The organism is Bradyrhizobium sp. Kon10, assembly GCF_055807395.1.
The window spans coordinates 1-23,319 of sequence record NZ_JBVVOZ010000024.1 but is presented as its reverse complement, the minus strand read 5'-3'; the positions used below and the strand labels follow the sequence as shown (position 1 = coordinate 23,319).

Annotated in this window: 21 protein-coding genes; 11 read left to right on the top strand and 10 right to left on the bottom strand. The window is 59.1% G+C overall.

Going from position 1 to position 23,319, the window contains the following annotated elements; translation table 11 throughout:
• Window positions 1-197 precede the first annotated feature (197 nt).
• The 7 genes from AC0L2O_RS26750 to AC0L2O_RS26720 all read right to left on the bottom strand — a co-directional run bounded on the left by AC0L2O_RS26750 (window position 198) and on the right by AC0L2O_RS26720 (window position 9,902).
• Complete coding sequence (locus AC0L2O_RS26750; RefSeq protein ID WP_473371819.1) at window positions 198-1,136, bottom strand: MBL fold metallo-hydrolase; 939 nt, start codon at window positions 1,134-1,136, stop codon at window positions 198-200.
• Window positions 1,137-1,712: 576 nt separating this feature from the next.
• Window positions 1,713-2,840 carry a hypothetical protein gene (locus AC0L2O_RS26745; RefSeq protein WP_473371818.1) on the bottom strand — a complete coding sequence of 376 codons (1,128 nt, stop codon included), beginning with the start codon at window positions 2,838-2,840 and terminating at the stop codon, window positions 1,713-1,715.
• Window positions 2,841-3,608: 768 nt separating this feature from the next.
• On the bottom strand, window positions 3,609-3,863 hold the full coding sequence (locus tag AC0L2O_RS26740; protein WP_473371817.1) for a hypothetical protein: 255 nt from the start codon (window positions 3,861-3,863) through the stop codon (window positions 3,609-3,611).
• Window positions 3,864-4,029: 166 nt separating this feature from the next.
• Window positions 4,030-5,637, bottom strand: coding sequence for a GMC family oxidoreductase (locus AC0L2O_RS26735; protein WP_473371816.1), 1,608 nt, complete (start codon window positions 5,635-5,637; stop codon window positions 4,030-4,032).
• On the bottom strand, window positions 5,638-6,243 hold the full coding sequence (locus AC0L2O_RS26730) for an MSMEG_1061 family FMN-dependent PPOX-type flavoprotein (protein ID WP_473371815.1): 606 nt from the start codon (window positions 6,241-6,243) through the stop codon (window positions 5,638-5,640).
• A 214-nt stretch (window positions 6,244-6,457) separates the two neighbouring features.
• Window positions 6,458-7,351 (bottom strand): MurR/RpiR family transcriptional regulator, encoded by an 894-nt coding sequence (locus AC0L2O_RS26725; RefSeq protein WP_473371814.1) that lies wholly within the window; start codon window positions 7,349-7,351, stop codon window positions 6,458-6,460.
• A gap of 205 nt (window positions 7,352-7,556) precedes the next feature.
• Window positions 7,557-9,902: a molybdopterin-dependent oxidoreductase gene (locus AC0L2O_RS26720; RefSeq protein ID WP_473371813.1), complete on the bottom strand. Its 2,346-nt coding sequence runs from the start codon at window positions 9,900-9,902 to the stop codon at window positions 7,557-7,559.
• Window positions 9,903-10,191: 289 nt separating this feature from the next.
• Between AC0L2O_RS26720 and AC0L2O_RS26715 the strand changes: the two genes are divergently transcribed.
• The 5 genes from AC0L2O_RS26715 to gfa all read left to right on the top strand — a co-directional run bounded on the left by AC0L2O_RS26715 (window position 10,192) and on the right by gfa (window position 14,246).
• Window positions 10,192-11,409, top strand: a complete 1,218-nt coding sequence (locus tag AC0L2O_RS26715) for a cytochrome P450 (RefSeq protein ID WP_473371812.1) — start codon at window positions 10,192-10,194, stop codon at window positions 11,407-11,409.
• A gap of 11 nt (window positions 11,410-11,420) precedes the next feature.
• Window positions 11,421-11,744: a 2Fe-2S iron-sulfur cluster-binding protein gene (locus tag AC0L2O_RS26710; RefSeq protein WP_473371811.1), complete on the top strand. Its 324-nt coding sequence runs from the start codon at window positions 11,421-11,423 to the stop codon at window positions 11,742-11,744.
• Between the two features lie 163 nt (window positions 11,745-11,907).
• A complete protein-coding gene (locus AC0L2O_RS26705; RefSeq protein WP_473371810.1) occupies window positions 11,908-12,396 on the top strand; it encodes a RidA family protein in 489 nt (162 codons plus the stop codon).
• 144 nt (window positions 12,397-12,540) lie between these two features.
• Complete coding sequence (locus AC0L2O_RS26700; RefSeq protein ID WP_473371809.1) at window positions 12,541-13,650, top strand: S-(hydroxymethyl)glutathione dehydrogenase/class III alcohol dehydrogenase; 1,110 nt, start codon at window positions 12,541-12,543, stop codon at window positions 13,648-13,650.
• Between the two features lie 32 nt (window positions 13,651-13,682).
• Window positions 13,683-14,246: an S-(hydroxymethyl)glutathione synthase gene (gene gfa, locus AC0L2O_RS26695; protein ID WP_473371808.1), complete on the top strand. Its 564-nt coding sequence runs from the start codon at window positions 13,683-13,685 to the stop codon at window positions 14,244-14,246.
• Between the two features lie 308 nt (window positions 14,247-14,554).
• Here the strand turns inward: gfa and AC0L2O_RS26690 are convergent, their stop codons facing one another.
• Window positions 14,555-15,454, bottom strand: a complete 900-nt coding sequence (locus AC0L2O_RS26690; protein WP_473371807.1) for an NAD(P)-dependent oxidoreductase — start codon at window positions 15,452-15,454, stop codon at window positions 14,555-14,557.
• The gene (locus tag AC0L2O_RS26685) at window positions 15,451-15,882 is read right to left on the bottom strand and encodes a carboxymuconolactone decarboxylase family protein (RefSeq protein WP_473371806.1); all 432 of its coding nucleotides are present in this window, start codon (window positions 15,880-15,882) and stop codon (window positions 15,451-15,453) included. Before AC0L2O_RS26685 ends, AC0L2O_RS26690 begins: the two co-directional genes overlap by 4 nt.
• Window positions 15,883-15,988: 106 nt before the next feature.
• Between AC0L2O_RS26685 and AC0L2O_RS26680 the strand changes: the two genes are divergently transcribed.
• On the top strand, window positions 15,989-16,771 hold the full coding sequence (locus AC0L2O_RS26680; RefSeq protein ID WP_473371805.1) for a GntR family transcriptional regulator: 783 nt from the start codon (window positions 15,989-15,991) through the stop codon (window positions 16,769-16,771).
• A 41-nt stretch (window positions 16,772-16,812) separates the two neighbouring features.
• On the opposite strand, the gene AC0L2O_RS26675 is transcribed toward AC0L2O_RS26680, so the two are convergent.
• Window positions 16,813-17,565 carry an SDR family NAD(P)-dependent oxidoreductase gene (locus tag AC0L2O_RS26675; RefSeq protein WP_473371804.1) on the bottom strand — a complete coding sequence of 251 codons (753 nt, stop codon included), beginning with the start codon at window positions 17,563-17,565 and terminating at the stop codon, window positions 16,813-16,815.
• Window positions 17,566-17,661: 96 nt separating this feature from the next.
• Here AC0L2O_RS26675 and AC0L2O_RS26670 point away from each other — a divergent pair, with 96 nt between their 5' ends.
• The 5 genes from AC0L2O_RS26670 to AC0L2O_RS26650 all read left to right on the top strand — a co-directional run.
• Window positions 17,662-18,888, top strand: coding sequence for an ABC transporter substrate-binding protein (locus AC0L2O_RS26670; RefSeq protein ID WP_473371803.1), 1,227 nt, complete (start codon window positions 17,662-17,664; stop codon window positions 18,886-18,888).
• 67 nt (window positions 18,889-18,955) lie between these two features.
• Window positions 18,956-19,825, top strand: a complete 870-nt coding sequence (locus AC0L2O_RS26665; RefSeq protein WP_473371802.1) for a branched-chain amino acid ABC transporter permease — start codon at window positions 18,956-18,958, stop codon at window positions 19,823-19,825.
• Window positions 19,826-19,829: 4 nt separating this feature from the next.
• Window positions 19,830-20,789 (top strand): branched-chain amino acid ABC transporter permease, encoded by a 960-nt coding sequence (locus AC0L2O_RS26660; protein WP_473371801.1) that lies wholly within the window; start codon window positions 19,830-19,832, stop codon window positions 20,787-20,789.
• The gene (locus AC0L2O_RS26655) at window positions 20,789-22,240 is read left to right on the top strand and encodes an ATP-binding cassette domain-containing protein (RefSeq protein WP_473371879.1); all 1,452 of its coding nucleotides are present in this window, start codon (window positions 20,789-20,791) and stop codon (window positions 22,238-22,240) included. Before AC0L2O_RS26660 ends, AC0L2O_RS26655 begins: the two co-directional genes overlap by 1 nt.
• A gap of 19 nt (window positions 22,241-22,259) precedes the next feature.
• The coding region (locus AC0L2O_RS26650) for a serine hydrolase domain-containing protein (RefSeq protein ID WP_473371800.1) at window positions 22,260-23,319 on the top strand (1,060 nt) is incomplete at its 3' end.

The following is a 23,319-nucleotide window of genomic DNA, read 5'->3' as shown; positions in this document are numbered from 1 at the left end:
GTTGTTGACCGCCCTGGCGTCCGGGCGCGTAGCCCCTCACCGCTGAGGGCCGGATCCAACGCCGATCCTCCGGCCAGCCGCCATTCACGTAAGCGCCGCTAGGATCATTTGGAAATTCCTCCCAAAATCATCCAGCAACTGCTTCTGCTTCGCGACGCCTCGAATCATCACCAAACGTCAGTGGCCCGCTTCGTCATTTAGGACGATTCCGGCGAGAACGCCTTTAGGCCATAGGGCTTTCGGGACTTATCTCCGTCGCGCAGATTGACCTCAGCGACCTGGTTCCCACTAGCCGTGACCCAAGTTAGATGGCGCTCCCAGAGAACCGGATCGTGGCCGGGAATAATGCGCTTCGTCTCGTTTTTCAAAACGTCGCGCATCTGCAGGAATGTTTTGATTTGGTTGAATGCGTTTCCCTGATTGTACCCAGGCGGCCACATCTTCTCGACGTTCGAGTACCAGTAAACGGTGTCTCCAGCGACCGCGAATGGCCCATTGTGCGTCCGAACCATGAAGAATTGAGTGCCGAACGTGTGCGAATCCTTAGCGAGATGAGCGGTGATGCCCGGTAGAATTTCCTCTTCTCCGCGTACAAAGCAGAGCCGCCCCTTTGCCAATCCCTCCGCGGCATGCACCAAGTCTTCCGGGTCAAACGACGAAAGTATCCAGGCTCTCTCTTCGTCGGAATGCATGTTCTGGTGGGCACTGCATACTGCTTCTGACCACCCAAGATATTCGTCGAGCTGAATATAGAGCTTCGCATTTGGGAACGCGCGAAAATTGCCTATATGATCGAAATGCATGTGAGTGACTAGAATTGCTTCCACGTCCTCAGGTGAGAAGCCCACCTTATCCAGAACGTCTTTGGGATCCTCCCAGCCCGAGAAGGAATAGCGCTTCAGCCACTCGCCCTTCTGGAAGCCGCAATCGACGAGAGCAACATGCTGTTTGCCGCCGACTTCACCACCAACGAGCAGCGTGTAGATCATCGGAACCGTGACGATACCTTTGTTACTGTAGAGACCCGCGCCCCCAAAGAAATCGTACGGCATATGCGACTGACAGTAAGCGAGCGGCCAGATTGAATAGTCTGTATCGCGAGCCGGATGAACGTCTAAAAGAGGGGGCAGCTTCATTTGATGCTCCGATTGCGGAATACGCCAATAACCAAATTCGCATCATCAGACGAGGACATCCTGCAAATTCATGATGCCTTCTGCCGAATCGTGCCATGCGGCCAGCTTTATGAGAAACCTGCTTTTCACTTTGCCGACACGCACCAGCAAGGCACTCTGCAGAGACGCTCGGGCGGCTGATCCGGGCCATCCGTGCGACGGCAATCCAGTTGGTCTGTGTCCGCGAGATGCCAGACGCGTCAACGGTATCCAAGCCGTGACATCGACCGGCCGCTGTCCGGGGCCTGTCGCGCTCAAACACTTCAAGCCGTGGCTGGAGAACGACGCTTGGGAAGTTCTGCTTGGGATGCTGACGCGCGAGCAGTTGAGATTGTTGTTCCAGTTTCTGTCTCGTCTCGCATCTAACTTCGATAGTGCGCGGAAACCCGCCAGACGTGCTCGAGCGACGCTCGAATTTCAGGAAGATCAGTAGCGAGTCCGTCGTAGATGAGGAAAAAGAGCGGGAGGGTTGCCCCGAGGAAAGACCTCCCGCTCAGTTCGGCCATGGAGGTTACTTATGGCCAACGGGAGCGAGGATCAGAACTTTATTGTAACGCCCGAATAGACTGTCGATTCCGTGCAGCTCTTAGTGCTCTGACCGGACGCGGCGACCGTGCAGACGCCGGGCGCTGCGTTACGGTCAAGACCGTGCACGTTTTGCCAATAGCGGTAGGCCACCCAGAGATCAACAGCGTGAGCATGCTTCGGACCCATGAAGGCCTTGCCGGCGTCGAACGTCAGGCGGATTGGCTCGCTGTTAAACTCCATTTTGGTTGCAGTGCTGAAACGCCCGATACCGGAGAGCGCCGGCAGACCATTCGCGTCGCCCTTCGGTCCAATCCAGGCCGCGCGGCCGCTGATAGAAAAGAACTGCATGTTCTCGGGAAGAAAGCCCAAGTCCATGTACCAGTTCGTCTCGATCGCCCATGTGGTTTTGTATTCCACGTTGCCGTCGGCGTGGCAGGTCACGCCGGGAACGCCTGGACCAAACAGACCGCATTGAGTGAAGGCGATGTGATTGTATTCCTTGTATGCCAACGGCGCCACGTTGAAGAAGCCTTTGTAAGGAAGATCGAACGCGAACTGCAAACCAGCGACAAACTGGCGACTGTTCGGAGCTAGAAACGTGTTGGTCGTTTCCCCGAAGGCCCCGACTTCCAACGAAACATTGCGCAAGGGTCCGATACTGAAGGCCTTGGTGTTGAAGATTTCGTTGAAGCCAAAGGTGCTGCGCAGCAGACCGAAGAATTCCGTGGCACCCGCACAATCTGCCGCACCTCCGGTAATTGTAACCCCAGGTGCGACACACGGACTGGCGGGATCGTTGTGACCCGACTTGAGCATCGAAATGGTCAGGAAGTTGGTGCCGTACTGCCATGCATCGAAGTGGGTGAACGAATAGACGCTCTTCGAGGTCGTGCCGTTGATCGAGCCGTCCGGGCGAATGCTGTACATGCCCGGATCAACACCTTTGGGCATCCAAGAATATGTTACCCGATCGTCGATGATGAAGAAGAACGGCAGATCGGCAGGTTTCGAAGGCGCCTTCAACGCTTTGGTTAGCGGCGGCTTATCTTGATCAGCCGCGGCAGCGAATTTAGTTGTCCCAGCCGTTAGGGCCACCAGGCAAGTCGTGACCGCTATTGTCCGAATGAAGTCCAGCATCAAAGTCCCCCGAGGTTGAAAACGAACGGCCAAGGAGCGGCCTCGTTCGATCGAGGGATCATCGTCCGCGAGATCGCGTACCTCAAGATGAGTGGAGGTATTAGCATCGCATTTTTGCAAGTCGTTATAATAATACGACAGTAATATCACTTATGATCAGAATAATATCTGGATTGATCTATTTTATACCTCGCATAATTACTTTGATTTCACTGCGTTCGTACTGTGCCACTTCATTTCTCACCGCACAGACCACGAGAGAATTGTTGCTGCCTCGTATTGCTCGACGTGGTGCGACGGGTCGCGGTCGGCCTCCTCAGTCTCTTCCTCCGATCCAGGCTCTCCTCACGGCTTGCTCGATGTGCGGGCTGAGGCGCCGCCAGTTATTTCAGCTTCGCGAGAGCGACCGCGATGTCCTGACCTACGCCGGCATACGTGTAGGCGAGCGGCGCGCTTCTCCATGGCGTACCGGTCCCCGCAACATCGATGCGCAAGCAGCGCCATACAAGGAATGGCAGCGAGATCGCGACCTCTGCTCGGGGGTCTCCCTACCGCCACGGTCCGGATCGCGAACGAGGACGATAGCGGAGATAGCAGCCGCTCCATTCCCACATGCCCGCCAGAAAAGCCTTTCGGTCGTTCCTTCCGGTCACGCGGTGCAGAAGCGGTCGACCAGTCAAAGCGAATCGTCCCCTTTGGTGAGCTGAACTCCATAATTCGGACCATCGATGAAGTGGATGCCCGCACATTTCAGCGCATCGCAAACCTTCACGACAGTGCCATAGTGAGCTTCAATGAAGCCTTCGGAGGCTTCAAGACGCCTGATAGTCGATATAGACACTCTAGCCCGTTTACATAGTTCGAATTGATCCCATCCAGCAGCGCCCGCGCCGCCTTGATCTGATTGGTAACCGTCAGCACGCCAAGTCCTGTAAACACAAGTTGGCAAAAACAGTCATGGATTGCAGCCCATCCTTGTTCAGCACCAAAGCGGCGATTGCGGCTGGTGAAGCGAATACACATGAACCGCATCGACAGTTGAGATTGCCGAGGCAACCGCCAATACGAGTTTTGTTACCACCGCGACACGCGAAATGATTAACCCCGTCATCATGCACCGGCGATGTGCGCCGTCCCGCTTCTGCCATCAATTCTCACCGCGACGCGCGAGCTCACGGTCCAGCAACAATTAGTTGAGACCTCGAAGGACGAAATCCGCACACCGTTCGCCGATCAGCGTCGCTGCTGCGTTGGTGTTGCCGCTTACCAATTTCGGTATGACGGACGCGTCAGCGACCCTTAGTCCGGACAGTCCATTGACGCGAAGCTGCACATCGACAACGGCTCGCGCGTCCGACCCCATACGACAGGTACCTGCAACGTGACTGACCGAACGGGTATACTTCCGCACGAACCCTTCCGGATTTCGCGCATCTTCTTCGCCATCGGGCGAGGAATAGATCTCTCCGCTGGCTATTCGTGCCAAAGACGGCGCCTTGATTATCTGTCTCGCGACCTCGATGCCGCGGACAATGGTGTCGACATCCTCTTGATGCACCAATGCGCCCGCATCAAAAACCACGGGGTCATCCGGCGCCGCACTGCTCAGTCGGACGGAGCCGCGCGATTTTGGCCGCAGCAGTTGCACGCAAATCGAAACACCATGGCCCGGAGGCGCGGGCCATTCCGGCGAACCAAACAAAGAGGGGATCAGATAGAGCTGAACGTCTGGCCTGCCCGTCTTCTGGGTATCGATGAACGCGCCGGCCTCAGCGATACTGGAGGCCAACAGACCGCTTCGAAACAGCGTGTATTGCAGACCGTGCTTTAGCGCAGCAAAGCCCTTGTCCTGGCCAAACAGGCTGATTGGGTCCTTCAGCCGGCAATGTAGGGGCACCTCGACGTGGTTTTGATAATTCTCCCCAACCTCGGGCGCATCGTGAACGACTTCGATACCCTTGTCCTTCAGCAGCGATGCAGGTCCAATTCCTGACAATTGAAGGATCTTCGGCGAGGCCATGGCTCCCGCTGCCAATATGACCTCTCTCGCAGCGTGCACTTCATTCCTGACACCGTCTCTTCCACGATAGACGACGCCAGTTACCCGTGTCCCCGCCGTGATGAGCTTGAGCACTTTGCAACTGGTCCGCACGGTCAGTTTTGGATGAAGTCTTCGCGGGGACAAATAACCTACGGCTGAGCTGCTACGGCGGCCCTTAATGCATGTCGACTGGTAGAAGCCGATGCCCTCTTGTCGCTGACCGTTGAAATCGTGATTGAAAGGGAGCCCAATCTCCTGCCCAGCCTTGATGAAGGCGAGATTGGTCGAGATCCCATACCAGGGGTTGCTGACTTTGATGGGGCCGTCGATGCCGTGATAGGGCTCGGACAACGTGTCGTTGCATTCCGACTTCTTGAAAAACGGCAAGACGTCATCCCAGCCCCAGCCATCGCACCCGAGCTCTCGCCATTCGTTATAATCTTCAGCCGAGCCGCGGATATAGATCATGGCGTTGACCGAACTTCCGCCCCCCAACGTGTTGGCTTGCGGGACAAAGAAGGTCCGAGAGCCGGCATTCGTCTGTGGCGTGGTTTGATAGGCCACCACCCGATCACTCGTAAATAACCGGACGAAGCCCCCCGGCATGTGGATGAACGAGGTGTCGTCATCACGACCGCCCTCAAGTAGCAGGACCGAGCGCCCCGCCTGGGCTAACCGCCCGGCAATGACGCAACCAGACGTGCCGCCGCCGACGACGATGAATTCGTAATTCTGATCCGAGCTTGAACTAACCATTTACAATTGCTCTTTGTAGATCGCTTCAACGACAGCCTGGCTTTCGGGTTCGCCGAGCGAAGTCCGGTCATGATTGATCTCACCGATGCTCGGGAAGCTGGACCGCTTGACGCAAGCCTCGTCCGACCAGAGCTTCGAACGCATCGCGGCCTTGCCGCAATGGAAGTAGGTTTCCCTGACCTCTATTCGGAGGACCGCGCGCGGCTCCTTGCCAAACTCGATCATCCGCTTCAGGAGCACCGGGTCGGTGGTGACGGCACCCTTGCCGTTGATCCGCAGCACTTCATCGATCCCCGGTACGAAGAAGAGCAAGTGCACAAAACCGCTCCCTTCGACGATGTTTCTGAAGCTGTCGAGGCGGTTGTTGCCTGCGCGGTCCGGCATCAGCAGCAGGTTGGGCCTCTCGACATGAACGAAGCCTGGATTGCCACCCCTCGGCGATGCATCGGCACTTCCGTCTGCACCCGTCGTAGCGATCACGCAGAACGGGGACATTCCGATGAATCTCTGGGCGTGCTTGTCCAGCGATGACCACGCCTTTGCGAGCACGCGCGGATTCGGCTTGGGATAGATTGCGTCGAGGTCACTTGAAGCAAGATCGGTCAATGCAATTCTCTCTGGCGCGAGCCAAATTGTCACGAGGCCGGACTATTATGCCTCCAGCATTGCAATGTTATAAATTGTACATCTTTCTTGCAAGAGGTAATTTTTATACCTAGTTGCCTCTTCGAGTGGCAACAGCCTTCGCAGACCCGTAATGACGGCACACCTTGAACCCGGCAGTGATCGTCAGACGCCATTCATTTCCGCCCGAACCGGATCAAGCTTCAAGACGACTCTCATTGTCCTGTTGAAAGGCACGCAGATCGGTCAAGCGCTTCTTCGCCGGAGCACCCATTGCGCGAGCAACCTCTGCGACAACCAATTCGGTCAGAGCTAAGGCACCGACGAGAGAATCGAACGGATCAAGGCCCCTGGTGCTGCACGTGAGTAGAGACGTCGCATGCTGAGCAAGCGGAGATAAATAATGGTCCGTGAATAGGACGACATGGGCCTTGCGCCTCGCTGCCTCAGCCCCCCAGTTGACCGTCGTCTCCTGATAGTGCCGATAATCGAAAACAACGACGACGCTCGTCGGCCCCAAGTCGGCAATGCCGCAGCTTCGCACGAACCCATTCGAACCAATATGGGCTACTCGCGGCCGCAAAAGCGACATATGGGTGCAGAGATGTGAAGCCAGAATCCCACTGACCCTGCCTCCCAACACGTAGACGGACCGCTCGGCGTCCGACAAGGCCGATACGGCCGATTTCAGCTCGCTCTCGCTGAGCTGCGACAGTGTCGCCTGGAGACACTCATAGTACGCAGCTTGGGCCCGCGCTGTAATTTCTTGTTCGCTTCCGTCACCGCTCGGCGCGGGATAAACATCAACGGGTGAGAAAATTCTCTCCTGGATCTCGGCCCGAAGCGCGGCGTGAAACTCGCCATATCCCTCGAAGCCAAGCTTGCAAACGAGGCGAAGCACCGTTGGGCCGCTCACGCCGGCATCAGCTGCAAGCTGCGCAATTGGAACCAATCCACCTGTCGGATAACGATCGATGATCGCGCTCGCGACCGCAAGCTCCGACGGCGACAATCGGCTTCGAACGGCGCGGATTCTTTCCGCAACCGTCCCATGAGCGGGAATGGTGGGGTTTGTCTCCGAGACCCACATGGCTCGCTCCTTCCAACTAGACCGAAAGCCCACTCGCATCGCGACGACGGACGGTAGCACCACACCATCCATCGTCGTTCCGCACCATCGCAGTTTCACCCGCCCTGGAGTACGTTCGCCCTACCGGCCGTCGCCAATGGATGTCCGTGTCATTCACCGCGAATGTCTCAGCGTGAGCCGGGCTCCAGTTTCGCCAATCGGATCACTACCTATGTGTTTTGGAGCTTCCGATCTGGAAATCACGCAGCGCGAGTTCGGTGATCCTCGGCGGATCAAATGCTGTCACCGCGGGGACAATCAGGCATTTCTCGATTTCCACGAGCACGGTCTGCGCAACGGAGCCCTGTGCCAATTGTGACGTGCCCCTGTCGTCGGTCACGACGTTCGGATTGCCGTGTTTTTCGAGGGAGCCGACCTTCCCAGGTTCAGAGGGATCGTACCAAGCGCCGGTCGCCATCTGAGCGACCCCTGATCGGAGGCTCTCCACAATCTTCACTGCGGCTATGAACGCACCCCGATCATTATAGACACGCACAAGATCGCCCTCGGCCAGATCGCGGTCCTTTGCGTCCTCAAAGCTCAGGCTGATGGGCTCTCGGCCGTTGAGCTTGGAGGCTCGGCTGACCGAAGACATATCCAACTGGCTGTGCAAGCGTGCGGTCGGCTGATGAGAAAGAAGATGGATCGGATATCGACCGGCCTTGTCACTTCCGAGCCACTCCGCTGGCTCAATCCAGGTCGCATGAGCCGGGCAATCTTCATAATTGAAAGTATCGATGAGCGCGGAGGTGATCTCGATTTTGCCAGACTCGGTAGCAAGCCGGTTCATTTCGGGATCCGAACGGAATGCCCCCAGGAATGTCTCATCCCGTTCGAGCGAGGGAAATTCGTAAGATCCATCGGCCCAGAACGTATCGAACGGAGGGGGTGAATAGCCCCGTTCTTGCGCGATTTTCCGGGCGCCCTCATACATGTGGCGGAGCCAGCCCATCTCGTTCCGGCCGCACGTGTAAGCATCATGGAAGCCCAAGCGAGCCGACAACTCTGCAAAAACGTCGAAATCGTTTCGGCTCTGGCCGACCGGCTCGATCACTTTATGCATGGCGATATAGAAACTGTTTCGCTCCGAAGCCAGGATATCGTTCCGCTCCATCGTCGTCGTGGCCGGCAACACGATGTCGGCAAACCGTGCTGGCGGGGTCCACCACGGCTCATGGACGATGATCGTCTCCGGCCGCTGCCAGGCCTCCAGAAAGCGATTTAGGTTGGCATTGTGATGAAACGGGTTGCCGCCCACCGAATAAATCAGCTTGATGTCGGGGAGTTTCAGGACCTTGCCGTTGTACTGCAGCTCGGCGCCAGGATTGAGCAGCATATGTGCGACACGCCCAACAGGCACGTGAGCACGGATGGGATTAGGCCCGAGCGGAAGAGTCGGCCGCGGGATATCCGGAAGACAAGACATTCCAATGCTGCTGGTCGCGCCCAAACCCAGGCTGAACCCGCCTCCTTGAAGCCCAATCTGTCCGAGGATTGCAGCCAAAGTAACGGTCATCCACACCGGCTGCTCGCCATGATCAGCTCTCTGCACCGACCAGCTCGTATTTATCAATGTGCGCGTCTCCGCCATACGGCGGGCGAGCCCAGCGATGACCGAGGCGGAAATCCCCGTAAGCGCTGCGGCCCACGACGCATCCTTACGCACACCGTCCGTCCGACCTAGCAAATAGCTTTCGAAACGCTCAAACCCGACGCAATAGCGCGCGAGAAACTCGCGGTCGTGGAGACCCTCAGCGACCAGCGTATGAGCCAGGCCGAGCATAAAGGCAGTGTCGGTGTTCGGCCGAATGGGCAACCACTCGGCTCCCAGGGAGGCGGCAGCATCGTCTCGGGACGGACTGATGTTGATAAAGCGAATGTTACGAGCCTTGGCTTGAGCAAAGCGGGCCTCCACATCGTGCACCACCGTGCCGCCCGAATCGATCTGGGTGTTCTTAAGAGCGCTTCCGCCGAACATGACGACGAGTCTGGTATGCTCGATCATCTCGGACCAGGGGACCGCCTGGGAAGGAATATCGCCGTTACCGATGACATACGGCATGATATGCATTGCCGCGCCGAAACTGTGATTCCCCGCCTTATCGACGTACCCGCCAAACAGCCCAAGGAAGCGTTTCAAAACGCTGGGAGAATGGTGGAAGCGGCCAGCGCTGGCCCAGCCATAGGACCCCCCGTAGATCGCCTCATTGCCGTAGCGATCCTTGACGCGGCGAAGCTCATTTTCGATCAGATCAAGCGCGACTTCCCATGACACCGGGACGAACGCTTCGCCACCACGGTTGCGCGGTGCTTTCTCACGATGCCGAAGATAACTTTCACGGACGTAGGGCCGATCGATCCTTAGTTCATGCTGAACGGTTTCAGGCAATGAACCCACATAGCTGGCTGGGCGCGCATCCTTCGAAAACGGGATCGTGCGCAGGATTTCACCGCAGTCTGCTTCCACGTTGAACACGCCCCAATGCGACGCGGTTTGGGTGATCTTTTTCATCTCGCTACCCTTACTCGCCAACCCGGCATTATTTATCCGTTTGAGGAGGACTGTTTCGCCTCCCGACGATCACATGACATGCTCAGCCGAACGGGCGCTCTTTGAGCGAACGTTATATATATTACCTCTTTCTTTCAAAGAGTATTTTTTGTAATATGCTCTATCGACAGGGGTTCACCCTTACAGCGGCAACCAACTTCGAGAGCACATCCGTGGAACTTGACGATAGGTGTCCATCATTTCGGCGAGACCTCAGCGTCGCCCCTACAACGCACTTCGGGAGGTCAAAATGAATGCGACAGATTCGGCTCCGTCGGCCGACACAGATATCCCGCATCTGGTCGTCGATCCGTTCTCCAACGAGTTCTTTTCCGATCCCTATCCGGCCCATGAGCTGTTGCGGGAGGCCGGACCAGTCGTGTATCTCGACAAGTGGAACGTCTATGCGGTGGCGCGCTATGACGAGGTGCGCACCGTGCTGAACGATCCGCTCACTTTCTGTTCGAGCCGCGGCGTGGGCCTTAGCGATTTCGCTAAGGAGAAGCCGTGGCGTCCGCAGAGCATTATCCTTGAGGCCGATCCACCGGCGCATACAAGGACGCGCGCGGTTCTGAATCAGGTGCTATCGGCAAGTGTTGTGAAGCGGTTGCGCGAACGCTTCACGGCCGCGGCCGTCGCCAAAGTCGACGAATTGATTGCACTGAAGACTTTTGATGCGATCTCCGACTTGGCGGAAGACTTCCCGATGTCGGTCTTTCCTGATGCAATGGGTCTAAAAAAGGAGGGTCGCGAACATCTACTGCCCTATGCGGTGGTGGGGTTCAATGCATTCGGCCCGCCGAATGAATTACGTCAAACCGCGCTCGAACGCTCGGCGCCGCATCAGGCCTATGTGCATGAGCAATGCCAGCGCGAAAACCTGGCGCCGGAGGGGTTCGGCGGCTGTATCCACGCGCGGGTCGATAGCGGTGATATTACCGAAGCGGAGGCGCCGCTCCTCGCGCGAGCGTTGCTCTCGGCCGGCATCGATACCACTGTCAACGGAATCGGGGCTGCAGTCTATTGCCTCGCGCGGTTTCCCGAACAGTTTGAGCTGCTGCGCCAGGATCCGACGCTGGCGCGCAGTGCGTTCGAGGAGGCGGTCCGCTTCGAAAGCCCGGTTCAGACCTTCTTCCGGACTACAACCCGTGAAGTCGAAATATCCGGCAAGCGCATAGGTGAAGGCGAGAAGGTCCTGATGTTCCTCGGGGCCGCTAACCGCGATCCGCGGCGTTGGGACCAGCCTGACAGCTACGACATCACCCGCCGAACCTCCGGCCATGTCGGCTTCGGCTCCGGCATCCACATGTGCGTCGGCCAGCTCGTCGCCCGCCTCGAAGGCGAGGTAATGCTGACCGCGCTGGCGCAGCGGATCGCAAGGATCGAGATATCGGGCGAGCCAAAGCGCCGTTTCAACAACACGCTGCGTGGGCTCGATAGCCTGCCTGTCACCATCACCCCGGCTTGACGAGGAGTTTTATGACCGCCATCATCTTCATCCATCCCGACGGTAAGTCCGAGCGCGTCGAGGCCAGTTACGGCGAAAGCGCCATGCAGGCTGCGACCCGCCATGGCCTCGACGGCATTTTGGCCGAATGCGGCGGCAACGCGATGTGCGCGACCTGCCACGTCTATGTCGACCCAAGCTGGCTCGCGCGCCTACCTGACATGGGCGACGACGAGGACGCGCTGCTCGATGGCACCGCGACTGAACGGCTGCCGAACAGCCGATTGTCCTGCCAGATCCACGTCACGTCCGCGCTCGACGGCATCGTGCTGAGACTGCCGGAGCGGCAGTTCTGATCTTTCCGATGCGGTGCGGCGACCGACGCGGCTTCAAGCAGGGAACGGACGACAGCATGTCGCGACGCACGAGGTCAGACGAATGTTCAGGGATACCCTGAATCGGAAGACCGTTCGCAAGAGTTATCGCTGCTCGAACACTCAATAGAAAAGGAAGTCCACAATGTTCAAAAGAGCAAAGCGTCTAGCTTTGAATTTTGCCCCACTGTTTGTAATCGCGGCGGCCACTGCTCCATTTGCACACGCGGAGAATGCATTCTCCAATCCACCAACCATTGCGAAGGGCCCCGGCTATACGCACGTGGTCGAGGTTTCGGGACCACATCGGCTCGTCTTCATAGCTGGTCAATTAGGGCTTACGCCTGATGGAAAGCTCGCCGGTGAATCAGGTGACTTCAAGGCTCAATCCACGCAGGCATACAAGAACTTGAAATCCGCTCTGGACTCTGTTGGCGCAACTTTTGCGGACGTTATCAAGGTCAATCACTATTTGACCGACATTCGGGCACAATTGCCGATCTTGCGCGAGGTACGCGACTCCTTTGTCAACACCGCCGCACCTCCTGCGAGCACGACCGTAGAGGTTTCCCGGCTTGCAGCCGATGCAGCCTTGTTTGAGGTGGAAGCAATCGTGGCATTACCCCCGCGTTGAAGGCATGGGGCCGCGCCCATCCGGGTCAACACGAGGACAACAGCGACGCCGATACCAAGGACTCGTGCATGGGCAAGAAGCGAACGTTTGGGGCCCGGCTGAGACTTAAGTCTTGGCGCCCTATGAGAATTTGAGGAGTTTACGATGAAGACACGTGCCGCCGTCGCTTTCGAAGCCAAAAAGCCGCTTGAGATCGTCGAAGTCGATCTGGAAGGGCCGAAGGCCGGCGAAGTCCTGGTCGAGATCAAGGCGACGGGCATCTGCCACACCGACGCCTATACGCTCGACGGTTTCGACAGCGAAGGGATCTTCCCGTCGATCCTGGGCCACGAGGGCGCAGGCATCGTCCGCGAGATCGGCCCAGGCGTCAGTTCGGTGAAGCCGGGCGATCACGTCATTCCGCTCTACACCCCGGAATGCCGGCAGTGCAAAAGCTGCCTGAGCGGCAAGACCAATCTCTGCACCGCGATTCGCGCCACGCAAGGTAAGGGCGTGATGCCCGACGGCACCAGCCGCTTCTCCTACAAGGGCAAGCCGATCTACCATTATATGGGCTGCTCGACCTTCTCGAACTTCACCGTGCTGCCCGAGATCGCCGTGGCCAAGATCCGCGAGGACGCGCCGTTCGACAAGAGCTGCTACATCGGCTGCGGCGTCACCACCGGTGTCGGCGCAGTCGTCAACACCGCCAAGGTCACGCCGGGCTCCAACGTGGTCGTGTTCGGCCTCGGCGGCATCGGCCTCAACGTCATCCAGGGCGCCAAGATGGCCGGCGCCGACAAGATCATCGGCGTCGACATCAACGATTCCAAGGAGGAATGGGGTCGCCGGTTCGGCATGACCGACTTCGTCAACCCGAAGAAGATCACCGGCGACATCGTTCAGCACCTCGTCGGCCTCACCGACGGCGGTGCCGACTACACCTTCGACTGCACCGGTAACACCACCGTGATGCGCCAGGCACTGGAAGCCTGCCATCGCGGCTGGGGCACCTCGATCATCATCGGCGTCGCCGAGGCCGGCAAGGAGATCGCCACCCGCCCGTTCCAGCTCGTCACCGGCCGCAATTGGCGCGGCACGGCCTTCGGCGGCGCGCGCGGGCGCACCGACGTGCCGAAGATCGTCGACTGGTACATGAACGGAAAGATCCAGATCGATCCGATGATCACCCACGTGCTCAAGCTCGAGGACATCAACAAAGGCTTTGACCTCATGCACGAGGGCAAATCCATCCGTTCAGTCGTCGTGTTCTAGCTCGAAAACGTCACAACAAGGAGGATCGACCCATGACTGTTGCTCTCCATCCCTCGATCGACAACGGCATCAAGCAAGGCAGCGGCAGCTTCGCCGGCGGCACGCTGGTCTGCAAATGCAGCGACCACCCGGTGAAGGTCGGCGTCAAGAGCGACGTTGCCCACAACCATGCCTGCGGCTGCACCAAATGCTGGAAGCCGCAGGGCGCGACCTTCTCCGTCGTCGCCGTAGTGCCGCGCCAGAACGTGACCGTGCTCGAGAACGGCGACAAGCTCCAGATCGTCGATGCCTCGGCGGTGATCCAGCGCCACGCCTGCAGGGCCTGCGGCACCCACATGTACGGCCGGATCGAGAACAAGAACCATCCGTTCTACGGCCTCGACTTCATCCATCCCGAACTGTTCCAGGAGCAGGGCTCGCAGGCGCCGCAATTCGCCGCCTTCGTCTCCTCCGTGATCGAATCGGGCGTGAAGCCCGAGCAGATGGCCGGCATCCGTTCGCGGCTGAAGGAGATCGGCCTCGAGCCCTATGACTGCCTGTCGCCGGCCCTGATGGACGCGATCGCGACCCATGTGGCGAAGGCCAAAGCCGCCTAAGAAGGCCGCCAGAAGTTTGTCCGTCCCCTCGCTGGTCACCAGAGCGGGGACGGACAACTCTCGAATGATTTGCGGCGAATTTGCCGCCTGTGCATCTTGCGTATGCGAGCGCGTTCCGCTCCCTCAGTCCGGTCTCTGAATGACCGCGCGGTGTCGCCCTCCTCCGTTGAAGTCAGCGTCGCTGCGATTCTCCTCCCTCCACTGAGGACGACTGTTTCGTCCGCCCAGGCCCTCTGGCGGACGAGGCGTTTTCCTGCGCCTTCGATTTCGTGGTCGCCATCGCGCAACATGTTGCCCGCCCGACAAGCCTATGCGCGAGCGGTCGCCGATTCTCTTGCTTCGATTGCCTTCACCACCGCGGTGTGATCCTGACCGCGACCGAGCGTCAATGCGGCTTCGCTCCAGATCTGAATGCAGCAGTCGGACAGGGATGCAGAACAATTGAGGTCGTTTGCTATGGATTTCGCGTTGTTGAGATCCTTGACCATGAGATCGAGACCAAACCCAGAATCGAACTTTCGAGACAGCACGAACTGATGCATCTTCTTGAGCGACGAATTGCTCATGCCGGTCGAGACGTTGAGGATATCGACCATGCGGGCGGGATCCAGCCCAGCTCGCTCGCCAATCCTGACCGCTTCGATCGTTGCGAGCAGGGTGCAGGCCGACACGAGATTGTTGAGCGCTTTCATCGCCTGGCCGCTGCCCACTGGTCCTGTCTCCAGGACGGTCGATCCCATCAACTCCAGCACCGGACCGGCCCGCTGGACGTGAGCGGCCTGACCGCCGACCATGATCGCCAATTCGCCCGTTCTGGCTCTTGCCACGCCGCCGGAGACCGGCGCGTCGACGAGGCTGCATCCGACTTCCGCCGCACGCTGGGCAAGTAGCTTCGTCTGCGCCGGCGCTCCCGAACTCATCTCGACGATAAGTGTACCCTTCCGACAGTGGGCCAGCACGCCACCGGCACCTGTCAGCACCGCTTCGACCTCGCGGCTAGTCGGCAGCATGGTGATGACGACGTCCGATGCCGCGGCGAGCTCTATCAGCGATTGCGCGTGCTTTCCGCCAATCTGCTCGCTGAAGCTCGCCGCCCGAGTTGCATCGATATCGGACACAAGGACCTGGTGCTTCGCCAGAAGCCGCGCGGCCATCGGCCATCCCATGGCCCCCAGGCCGACAAATCCAATCGATATTGACGGGTTCATGGTGCCTTCTCAGCTGCTTGCGTTCCCTCGGGAGCAAATGCACCCATCTGCGTCAGGACTTCGTTGGCCGCCTTGAAGGCGTCGAGCCCGGCTGGAATACCGCAGTAAACGGTGGCGTGAAGAAGAGCCTCCTTGATCTCCTCGACCGTCAATCCGTTGTTGATCGCCCCTCTCACGTGCAGCTTTATCTCCGGGGCGCGATTGAGCGCAGTGAGCATCGCAAGATTCAGCAGGCTGCGAGTCCGACGATCGAGGCCGGGCCTGCTCCAGGCGTAACCCCAGCACCACTCCGTCGTGATCCTCTGGAAAGCCATCATGAAGTCGTTGGCACTCTCCAAAGACTTGTCGACATACTCAGCCCCAAGGACTTCCCGCCTGTGCTTCAGTCCCTCTTTGAAGATGTCTTCGAGCGCCTCTTGCATTGGCATAGACCGGTCTCCTCATATTTGTCATACAGAATGACAATCATTCAAACGTGTTGCAAGCCGAAATCGCCTCCCGTATGGTGATTTTGGAGCGAATCTGAGGTTTGTGATGGATCGGCCCACCAAGCGGCGGCAAGCGGATCAGACGGCGGAAGCCCCGAGCCCGCACGTGCCGTCGCTGCGCGTTGCCACACCTCCGACGCTTCGGCACCAAATTGTCGAACGCTTGAAGGAGGCGATTGAGCTCGGAGAGTTCCTGCCGGGCGCGCGCCTCATCGACCGCGAACTATGCGAGCGCATGGGAGTGTCCCGGACATCCATTCGCGAAGCGCTTCGCGAGTTGGAGGCGGCCGGGCTCATCACGACCTTGCCCAACAAGGGCTCGATCGTTTCTGTCGTCACGCCGGAGATGGCGCGCTCGATCTATGAGGTGCGCGCCGTGCTCGAAGGACTGGCGGCTCGGTTGTTTGCGCGGCGAGCCAGCCCGGACCAGATCGCGGGCCTCAAGAAGGCAGTCGACGAACTCGCTTCGGTCTACACGGACTATACACCGCAACGCCTGAAGCGGGCGAAATCCGAGTTCTACAGCATCCTCTTTGAGGGATCCGGCAACCCCATCGTGGCGGACATGCTCCGCATCATTCACACTCGCGTCTCTCAGCTTCGCTCCACGTCCCATTCCAATCCATCGCGAGCCGAACCATCGATCGCCGAGATCCGCGAGATCGTGGCAGCTCTCGAGGCCCGCAATGCGGAAGCAGCCTGGCACACCTGTGTGAGGCACATCGAGAATGCGGCGGAAGCAGCCCTCGCCGTACTCGAAGCTCAGCGTAGCCCTTCGGAATCGGGGCGGGGCAAAGGCTCCAGCAAACGCAAGTCGCGCCGGTCCTAGCGCTGCGAACTCGCGCCGGCGCTCTCTTCTTATGCTGCCGGCTAGCCTGCACTCACGGAGATTCCGCCGTCCACGTGCAGGACCTCGCCGGTGATGAAGCTTGCTTCGGAAGTCAGCAAAAAGCGCATCGCGCGCGCGACGTCCTGCTCGGTGCACAACCTGCGCAAGGGAGTCTTGTTCTTCGGCATCTCATAGCCATGCTCGTCGACGATGGCGCGCGCACCCGGCGTCGGCACGGCACCGGGTGCCACCGCATTGACCCGAACGCCGCTCGGCCCGTGCTCAACCGCGAGCGCTCGCGTCAGAGCAACAACGCCGCCTTTGACGGCCGCATACATCGCGGTGTTTGCGTAACCCTGATCCGCGGCGGGCGAAGCGAGATTGATGATAGAGGCGGAGCGCGCGGCGTCACGATGACGTAGGAGAGCCTGAACGCCCCAGATCGGAGCCTTCAGTCCGATCGCCAGCATGCGGTCCATGGTTTCGACCGAGACTTGGTCAATCGGCTCATAGCGGATCCACATCGCGTTGTTGATCACGGCATCGACATGCCCGAAAGACCGCGCAAGCTCCGCGGCAGCGTCAGCGAAGCCGGATGCAGTGCCGAGATCGGCGACCAGCGGCACGGCGTTCCCACCACTGTCGCGGATTCGGCGCACGACCTCCGTCGCATTGTCTCCGACTACGTCGGCAATCCCGACCGCAGCACCGGTCGCCGCGAGCAGTTCGCCGGCCGCCTGCCCGATCCCGCGACCCGCACCCGTCACCAGAACGGTGTGACCAGATAGCTCCATGATCCCTCGCCTTCCTAATTGATATTGACAGACTATCATACAATATGCGCAAACTTGGAACAATCCGAGGGATGAAAAGAACGTAGGGAGGGACACATGCATTCCGCCAAACTGAAGTGGACGGCGGTCGGCCTCGCCCTGAGCGGGCTGCTCTCAAGCGCAAACGCTCAGACGGAGGCGCCTGTGCGCATCGGCATCATGGCCAAGTTCGCGCAGATCAACGGCGCCGCCATTCTCAACGGAGCGACCCTGGCGGCTGAGGAGATCAATGCTGCGGGCGGCATCAAGGGACGCAAGGTTGAGCTGATCAGCTACGACGATCAGGGCTCGGCGAGCGACGCGGTCCTGGCCTTTCAGCGCGCGGTCAAGCAGGACAAGGTCCAGGCGATCGTCGGCACGTTCCTGAGTGAGATCGCGATTGCCCTGACCCCATGGGCCGCGCGCCTCAAAGTCCCCTACATCGTGACGGGAGCTGGCGCCGATCAGATTGGCTTGCTCGTGAAGCAGAATTATCCGGCCTATAAGTATGTCTTCCGATCGATCCTTCCGGCGAGCTCGACGGCGCGCGGCGTCTGCGAGTCGATGGGTGATGTCGGCGTCAAGCAACTCGGCTATGGAAGTGCGGTGCTGCTGACCGAGGATGCGGCCTGGACCAAGAGCTACGACGAATTTCTGAAGACTTGTCTGCCCTCGGTCGGCCTGAAGATCGTCGACACGATCAAGGTTGCGACCGATACCAGCGACTTCACCCCCATCTTCCAGAAGATCGAAGCCGCCAAACCGAGCGTCGTCGTCACGGGCGTCGGCATCATCGGCAACAAGCCGGTCGTGCAATGGCACAATCAGCAGGTGCCGCTCCTGATGATGGGTTACAACGCGCAAGCGGGCGCGAGCGCCTTCTGGAAGGAAACCAGCGGGGCGACGAACGGCGTCGTCACCTTCACCGCTGCGTCAGAAGATTCGCCATTGACGCCCAAAACCGTTCCATTCGCCAAGGCCTATCTGGCTCGATTCAACACGACCGCTGCGGCGCACTCCTTCGCCACCTATGATGCAATCTATCTGCTCAAGGATGCGATCGAGCGTAGTGGCTCGACAGAGGCAGATCCGCTGACCGATGCGCTGGAGAAGGCGGACTATATCGGCGCAAGTGGCCGAATCGTTTTCCAGGGGCCCGACGATCCGCTGACTCACGACATGAAATACGGCAACGGCTTTGTGACCGGCGTCAGCATTCAGTGGCAGGACGGCAAGCAGGTCACGATTTGGCCGCCGAATGCGGCCACGGGCAAGGTTGTCAGCTCTCCATTCGCGTCCAAGTAATCTGTTCACCTGAACGCCCGCGCGGCTCGCCAAGGGCGGCCGCGCGGCCAACGAGATCGCTCATCGCATGTTGATGCAACTGCTCATCAGCGGATTTCTCATTAGCGCCATCTACGCACTGGCCACGACGGGCTTTACGCTGCTGTATGGCGTGAGCGGAATTCTCAACCTGGCACACGGCACCACTCTGGCAACGGCAGGCATCGTCGCCTGGTACGTGGCTGGCTCAGCATTTGGGCCGCTTGCGATCGTCTTGTCCGGCGTAGCGTCGGGGGTCGCCGTCGGCCTGCTTACCTACTCATTGATCGTTCGTCCGATCCGACGCTTGTCAGGACTCTCGGAAGCCGATGAACACGTCTTCATGCTGGTTGGCACTCTGCTGTGGACGATCGTCCTTCAGGAAGCGCTCGCCAACATCTTCGGCGACGTGTCCGTAAGCGTGTCTCAAATCGTGAGTGGTGTGGTGAACATTTTCGGGGTGCGGACCCCAGTATCGAGCCTTTTGGTCGCGGCAATCTCGTGGGGTCTTCTTGCGGCGCTATGGGCCTATGTCGGCTTCAGCAAGTCCGGTCGCTCCTTGCTCGCGGCCTCAATCAATCCTCGTGGCCTGGTGCTCTGCGGATACAATCTGAACTCGATCCACAGAGGCGTCTGGACGATCTACGGTCTGCTGGCGGGTGTCGCGGGCGTCCTGATCGCGATGGTGCATGGCGTATCGCCGACCGGCGGCCTCGAACTCACCGCAACCGCCTTTTCCATCGTCATTCTCGGTGGCCTTGGCAGCGTCACGGGATCGCTGATTGCGGCAAACATCATCGGCTACATCGAAACGGCGACGGCCTACCTTGCCGGGCCATCCCTGCGAAGCCTGCCATCGCTGATCATTTTGGTCGTGGTGCTCTATTTCCGTCCTCAGGGGCTGTTTGGGCGCAGGTAACCTCATGGATCACGTCACAGTGTCATCTCCATCCGCACTGAAACGTTCTTCAGGACAGAACTCCAATTTATTGTGGCTGGCGATCCCGTGCCTAATCGCTCTCCCCTTTCTCGGCGTTTCCGAATACGCGATTGGCATCTTCACCCTCGGCCTTTTCTTCGCGGTTTACGCAATGGGGTGGGACCTGTTGTTCGGTTACGCGGGCGAACCGAATTTCGGTGCTACCTTCCTGATCGGCGTCGGTGCTTATTCCGCGGCGATGCTCAACAGCAACGGCATCGCTCCGCCCTGGGTTTGCATTCTGGCCGGCGCGATGATGTCCGTCGCGGCTGGCGTCATCCTCGCTCTTCCAGCGCTGCGACTGCGCGGACCCTATTTCGGCCTGGTCACGCTCGTGGCGGTGCTCATTCTTCGCCAGCTGATCATTCTGTTCTCGCATCAGACCGGCGGGGAAATCGGCATCGCTGTGCCTGAGGTCCTCGCTCTCAGTCCAATTGCAAACTACGAAATTGCTCTTGGCTGCGCCGTGCTGAGCGCGATCATGATCATCGCGGTCGCCAGGTCGCCCTTCGGCCTGATCCTCCAGGCTATCGGGCAAGATCCATTGAACGCTCAGGCAATGGGATTCAGTATCGTCAAATACAAGCTCACGGCATTCTGCTACAGCGCGCTGTTTTCGGGCCTAGCTGGTGCGTTGATGACGTTCTACATGGGAACGGCGTCGCTGAACGTCTTTGTCGATGCTTCCGTCGGGGTTCAGATCATCATTGCGGCCATCATCGGCGGTCGGCGAACCATCATCGGACCGGCCATCGGCGGCGTCTTTCTCATTGTGCTGGGCGAATATATGCGCCCATTCGGCCGGTTAAGTGAATTGGTCGTCGCTGTAATCGCTTTACTCGTCCTCCTGTTTCTTCCGAACGGCCTCCTCGGACTTCTGAAGTTGAAGAGGAGAGCACGGTGATGCTTCTGGAGGCTACGGCTCTACACAAGCGCTTTGGCGGTCTTCTTGCCGTGAGCGGCGTGGACCTCGCCATTGGTGAGCGCGAAATTGTAGGCCTGATCGGACCGAACGGCTCAGGCAAATCGACGTTGCTCAGCCTTTTGATGGGCATCCACCGCATCGACGGTGGCACGATACGGATCGCTGACACCGACATCACGGGCTGGCCACCGCACAGGATTGCTCGTGCGGGGATGAGCATGATGTTTCAGCATTCCCGGCCGCTCCTGCAACAGACGGTTCTGGAAAACGTCCTGCTCGCGCTGCTTCCCGACACGATGTTCAATTTTCGCTTCTCCCCCGAGCTCATGGCGCGAGCGCGAAGCATCCTGGCGCAAGTTCACCTTGCGCAGGCCGCGGACCGGCTACCAGGAGAGCTGGCGTTTGCCGATTTGCGCCGCCTCGAACTAGCCAAGGCCCTTGCTGCGCACCCAAAGCTGTTGCTGCTCGACGAACCTTTTGCCGGTCTCAGCGCGATGGAAGTTCGAGAATTCTCGGTCTTGATCCGCGCGATGCGCGACGAGGGACGTTCGGTCATCCTAGTCGATCACAATGTGAAAGGCGTGCATGCGCTAGTCGACCGCATGGTCGCGATGAGCAGCGGGTCCAAGATCGCAGACGATCATCCGGATCGTGTGCTCGCGGACGAGCAGGTTCGTAGCGTCTATCTTGGATCTCGCGCGACTGACAAGATAGTCGCGACCGATGACGTTACCTCCGAGTCCATCCTCGAGGTGTCGGATCTTTCGGTTCGTTATGGCCAGGCCATCGCCCTCGACAAGGTATCCCTAGCGGCTCGGCGAGGTGCAGTGACCGCGATCGTTGGCCTCAATGGCGCCGGTAAGTCCACCCTGTTCCATGCGGTCTGCGGACTGGTCCGCAGCAGCGGAACCATCCGATTTAGCGGACAAGCCATACCGGAAAAGGCCGATCAGATTGCCCGATCAGGAATCGTGCTGTGTCCGGAGAAACGTGAACTCTTCGGGGACATGACCGTCTTCGAGAATCTCAGAATGGGCGGCAGCCATCTGTCAGCGGCCGATTTCCGGCAGACGGTTGCCTTCGTCGAGACGCTATTCCCACGGCTCGCCGAGCGCCGCAAGCAGCAAGCGCGAACATTGTCCGGCGGCGAGCAGCAGCAGCTCGCCATTGGCCGCGCGCTGATGATGAAGCCGAAACTGCTCCTGATCGATGAACCTACTCTCGGACTTGCACCTGTCGTCCTGGATCTGATCTCGGAAACGATCGAGACGCTTCGGGCCTCCGGGGAATTGTCTCTATTCATCGCGGAGCAAAACATCACCTTCGCGCTCCGTCACGCCAATTCGATTCACCTACTTGAACAAGGACAGATCGTCTGGTCGGGCCCCACGCACCGGTTCGCGGACGAGGTTGGCCACAAGGTGCTGTAACGCGTCGGAAGGACAGCTCATGGAGATGGAAACTGCAACTGTGCAAGCTCGTGGCAAGACGTTTGCCATTCACGGCTCCTGCGAGCCTCGTTTCGCACATGTGCGTGATGCCTTCATCGAGAACTACCGCTGTGAGGACGAGGTCGGCTCGGCCTTCAGCGTGGCCCAGGATGGAAGAACAGTCATAGATCTCTGGGGCGGCTGGAAAGATGCCGCCTGCACCCAGCCCTGGGAGCGCGACACGATTGTGTGCATGATGTCGGTGGTGAAAGGCATCGGCGGCATCGCTTTCAACATGCTGATCGATCGCGGTCTCGTCGATCCCGATGCGCCCGTCGCCGAGTATTGGCCAGAATTCGCACAGAATGGCAAAGAGAAGCTTCCGGTTCGCTTTGTGCTTGATCATCGTGCGGGGCTACCCGTGGTCACGGCAGCGCTGCCACGCGGGGCAATGTTCGATCGCGAAGCCATGACGAGCGCACTTGCCGCGCAGGCGCCGCTGTGGGAGCCCGGAAAGCAGGCCGGTTACCACATTCATACGCAGGGCTTCCTGCTCAGCGAAATCTGCCGACGCGTCACCGGCAAGACCATGGCCCGCTTCTTTCGGGAGGAAATCGCAGTGCCGCTCAAGGCGGACTACCAGATCGGAGGGTTGTCCGAAGCCGATCAGCAGAGATGCGCCGAGCTTCAGCCCGTCCTGGAGGGCACACTGTTCGCCATCAAGGACAAGGAGCCCGACACGCTGCTCGGCAAAGCGTTTGCCCAGAATCCTGATGAGCCTTGGCCGACAACCCTCAATTCCAAGGCTTGGCGTGAAGCCGAGATCTCCAGTGCCAATGGTCATGGAAACGCACGCGCGGTCGCACGAATCTACGGCGTCGTCGCAAGAGGTGGAGAATTGGATGGTGCTCGGCTGCTCTCGCCGGCAGGGATAGAACGTATGCGCACCGAACAGCACAACATGACCGAAGTCATGCAGCAACGTCCTTATCACCAGGGTCTTGAACCGCCCCGGGTTTGCCGGAGGCTCCAACTCCTGAGAGGATGGAGCCATGACAAGCAAGACGACGAACAAGTTT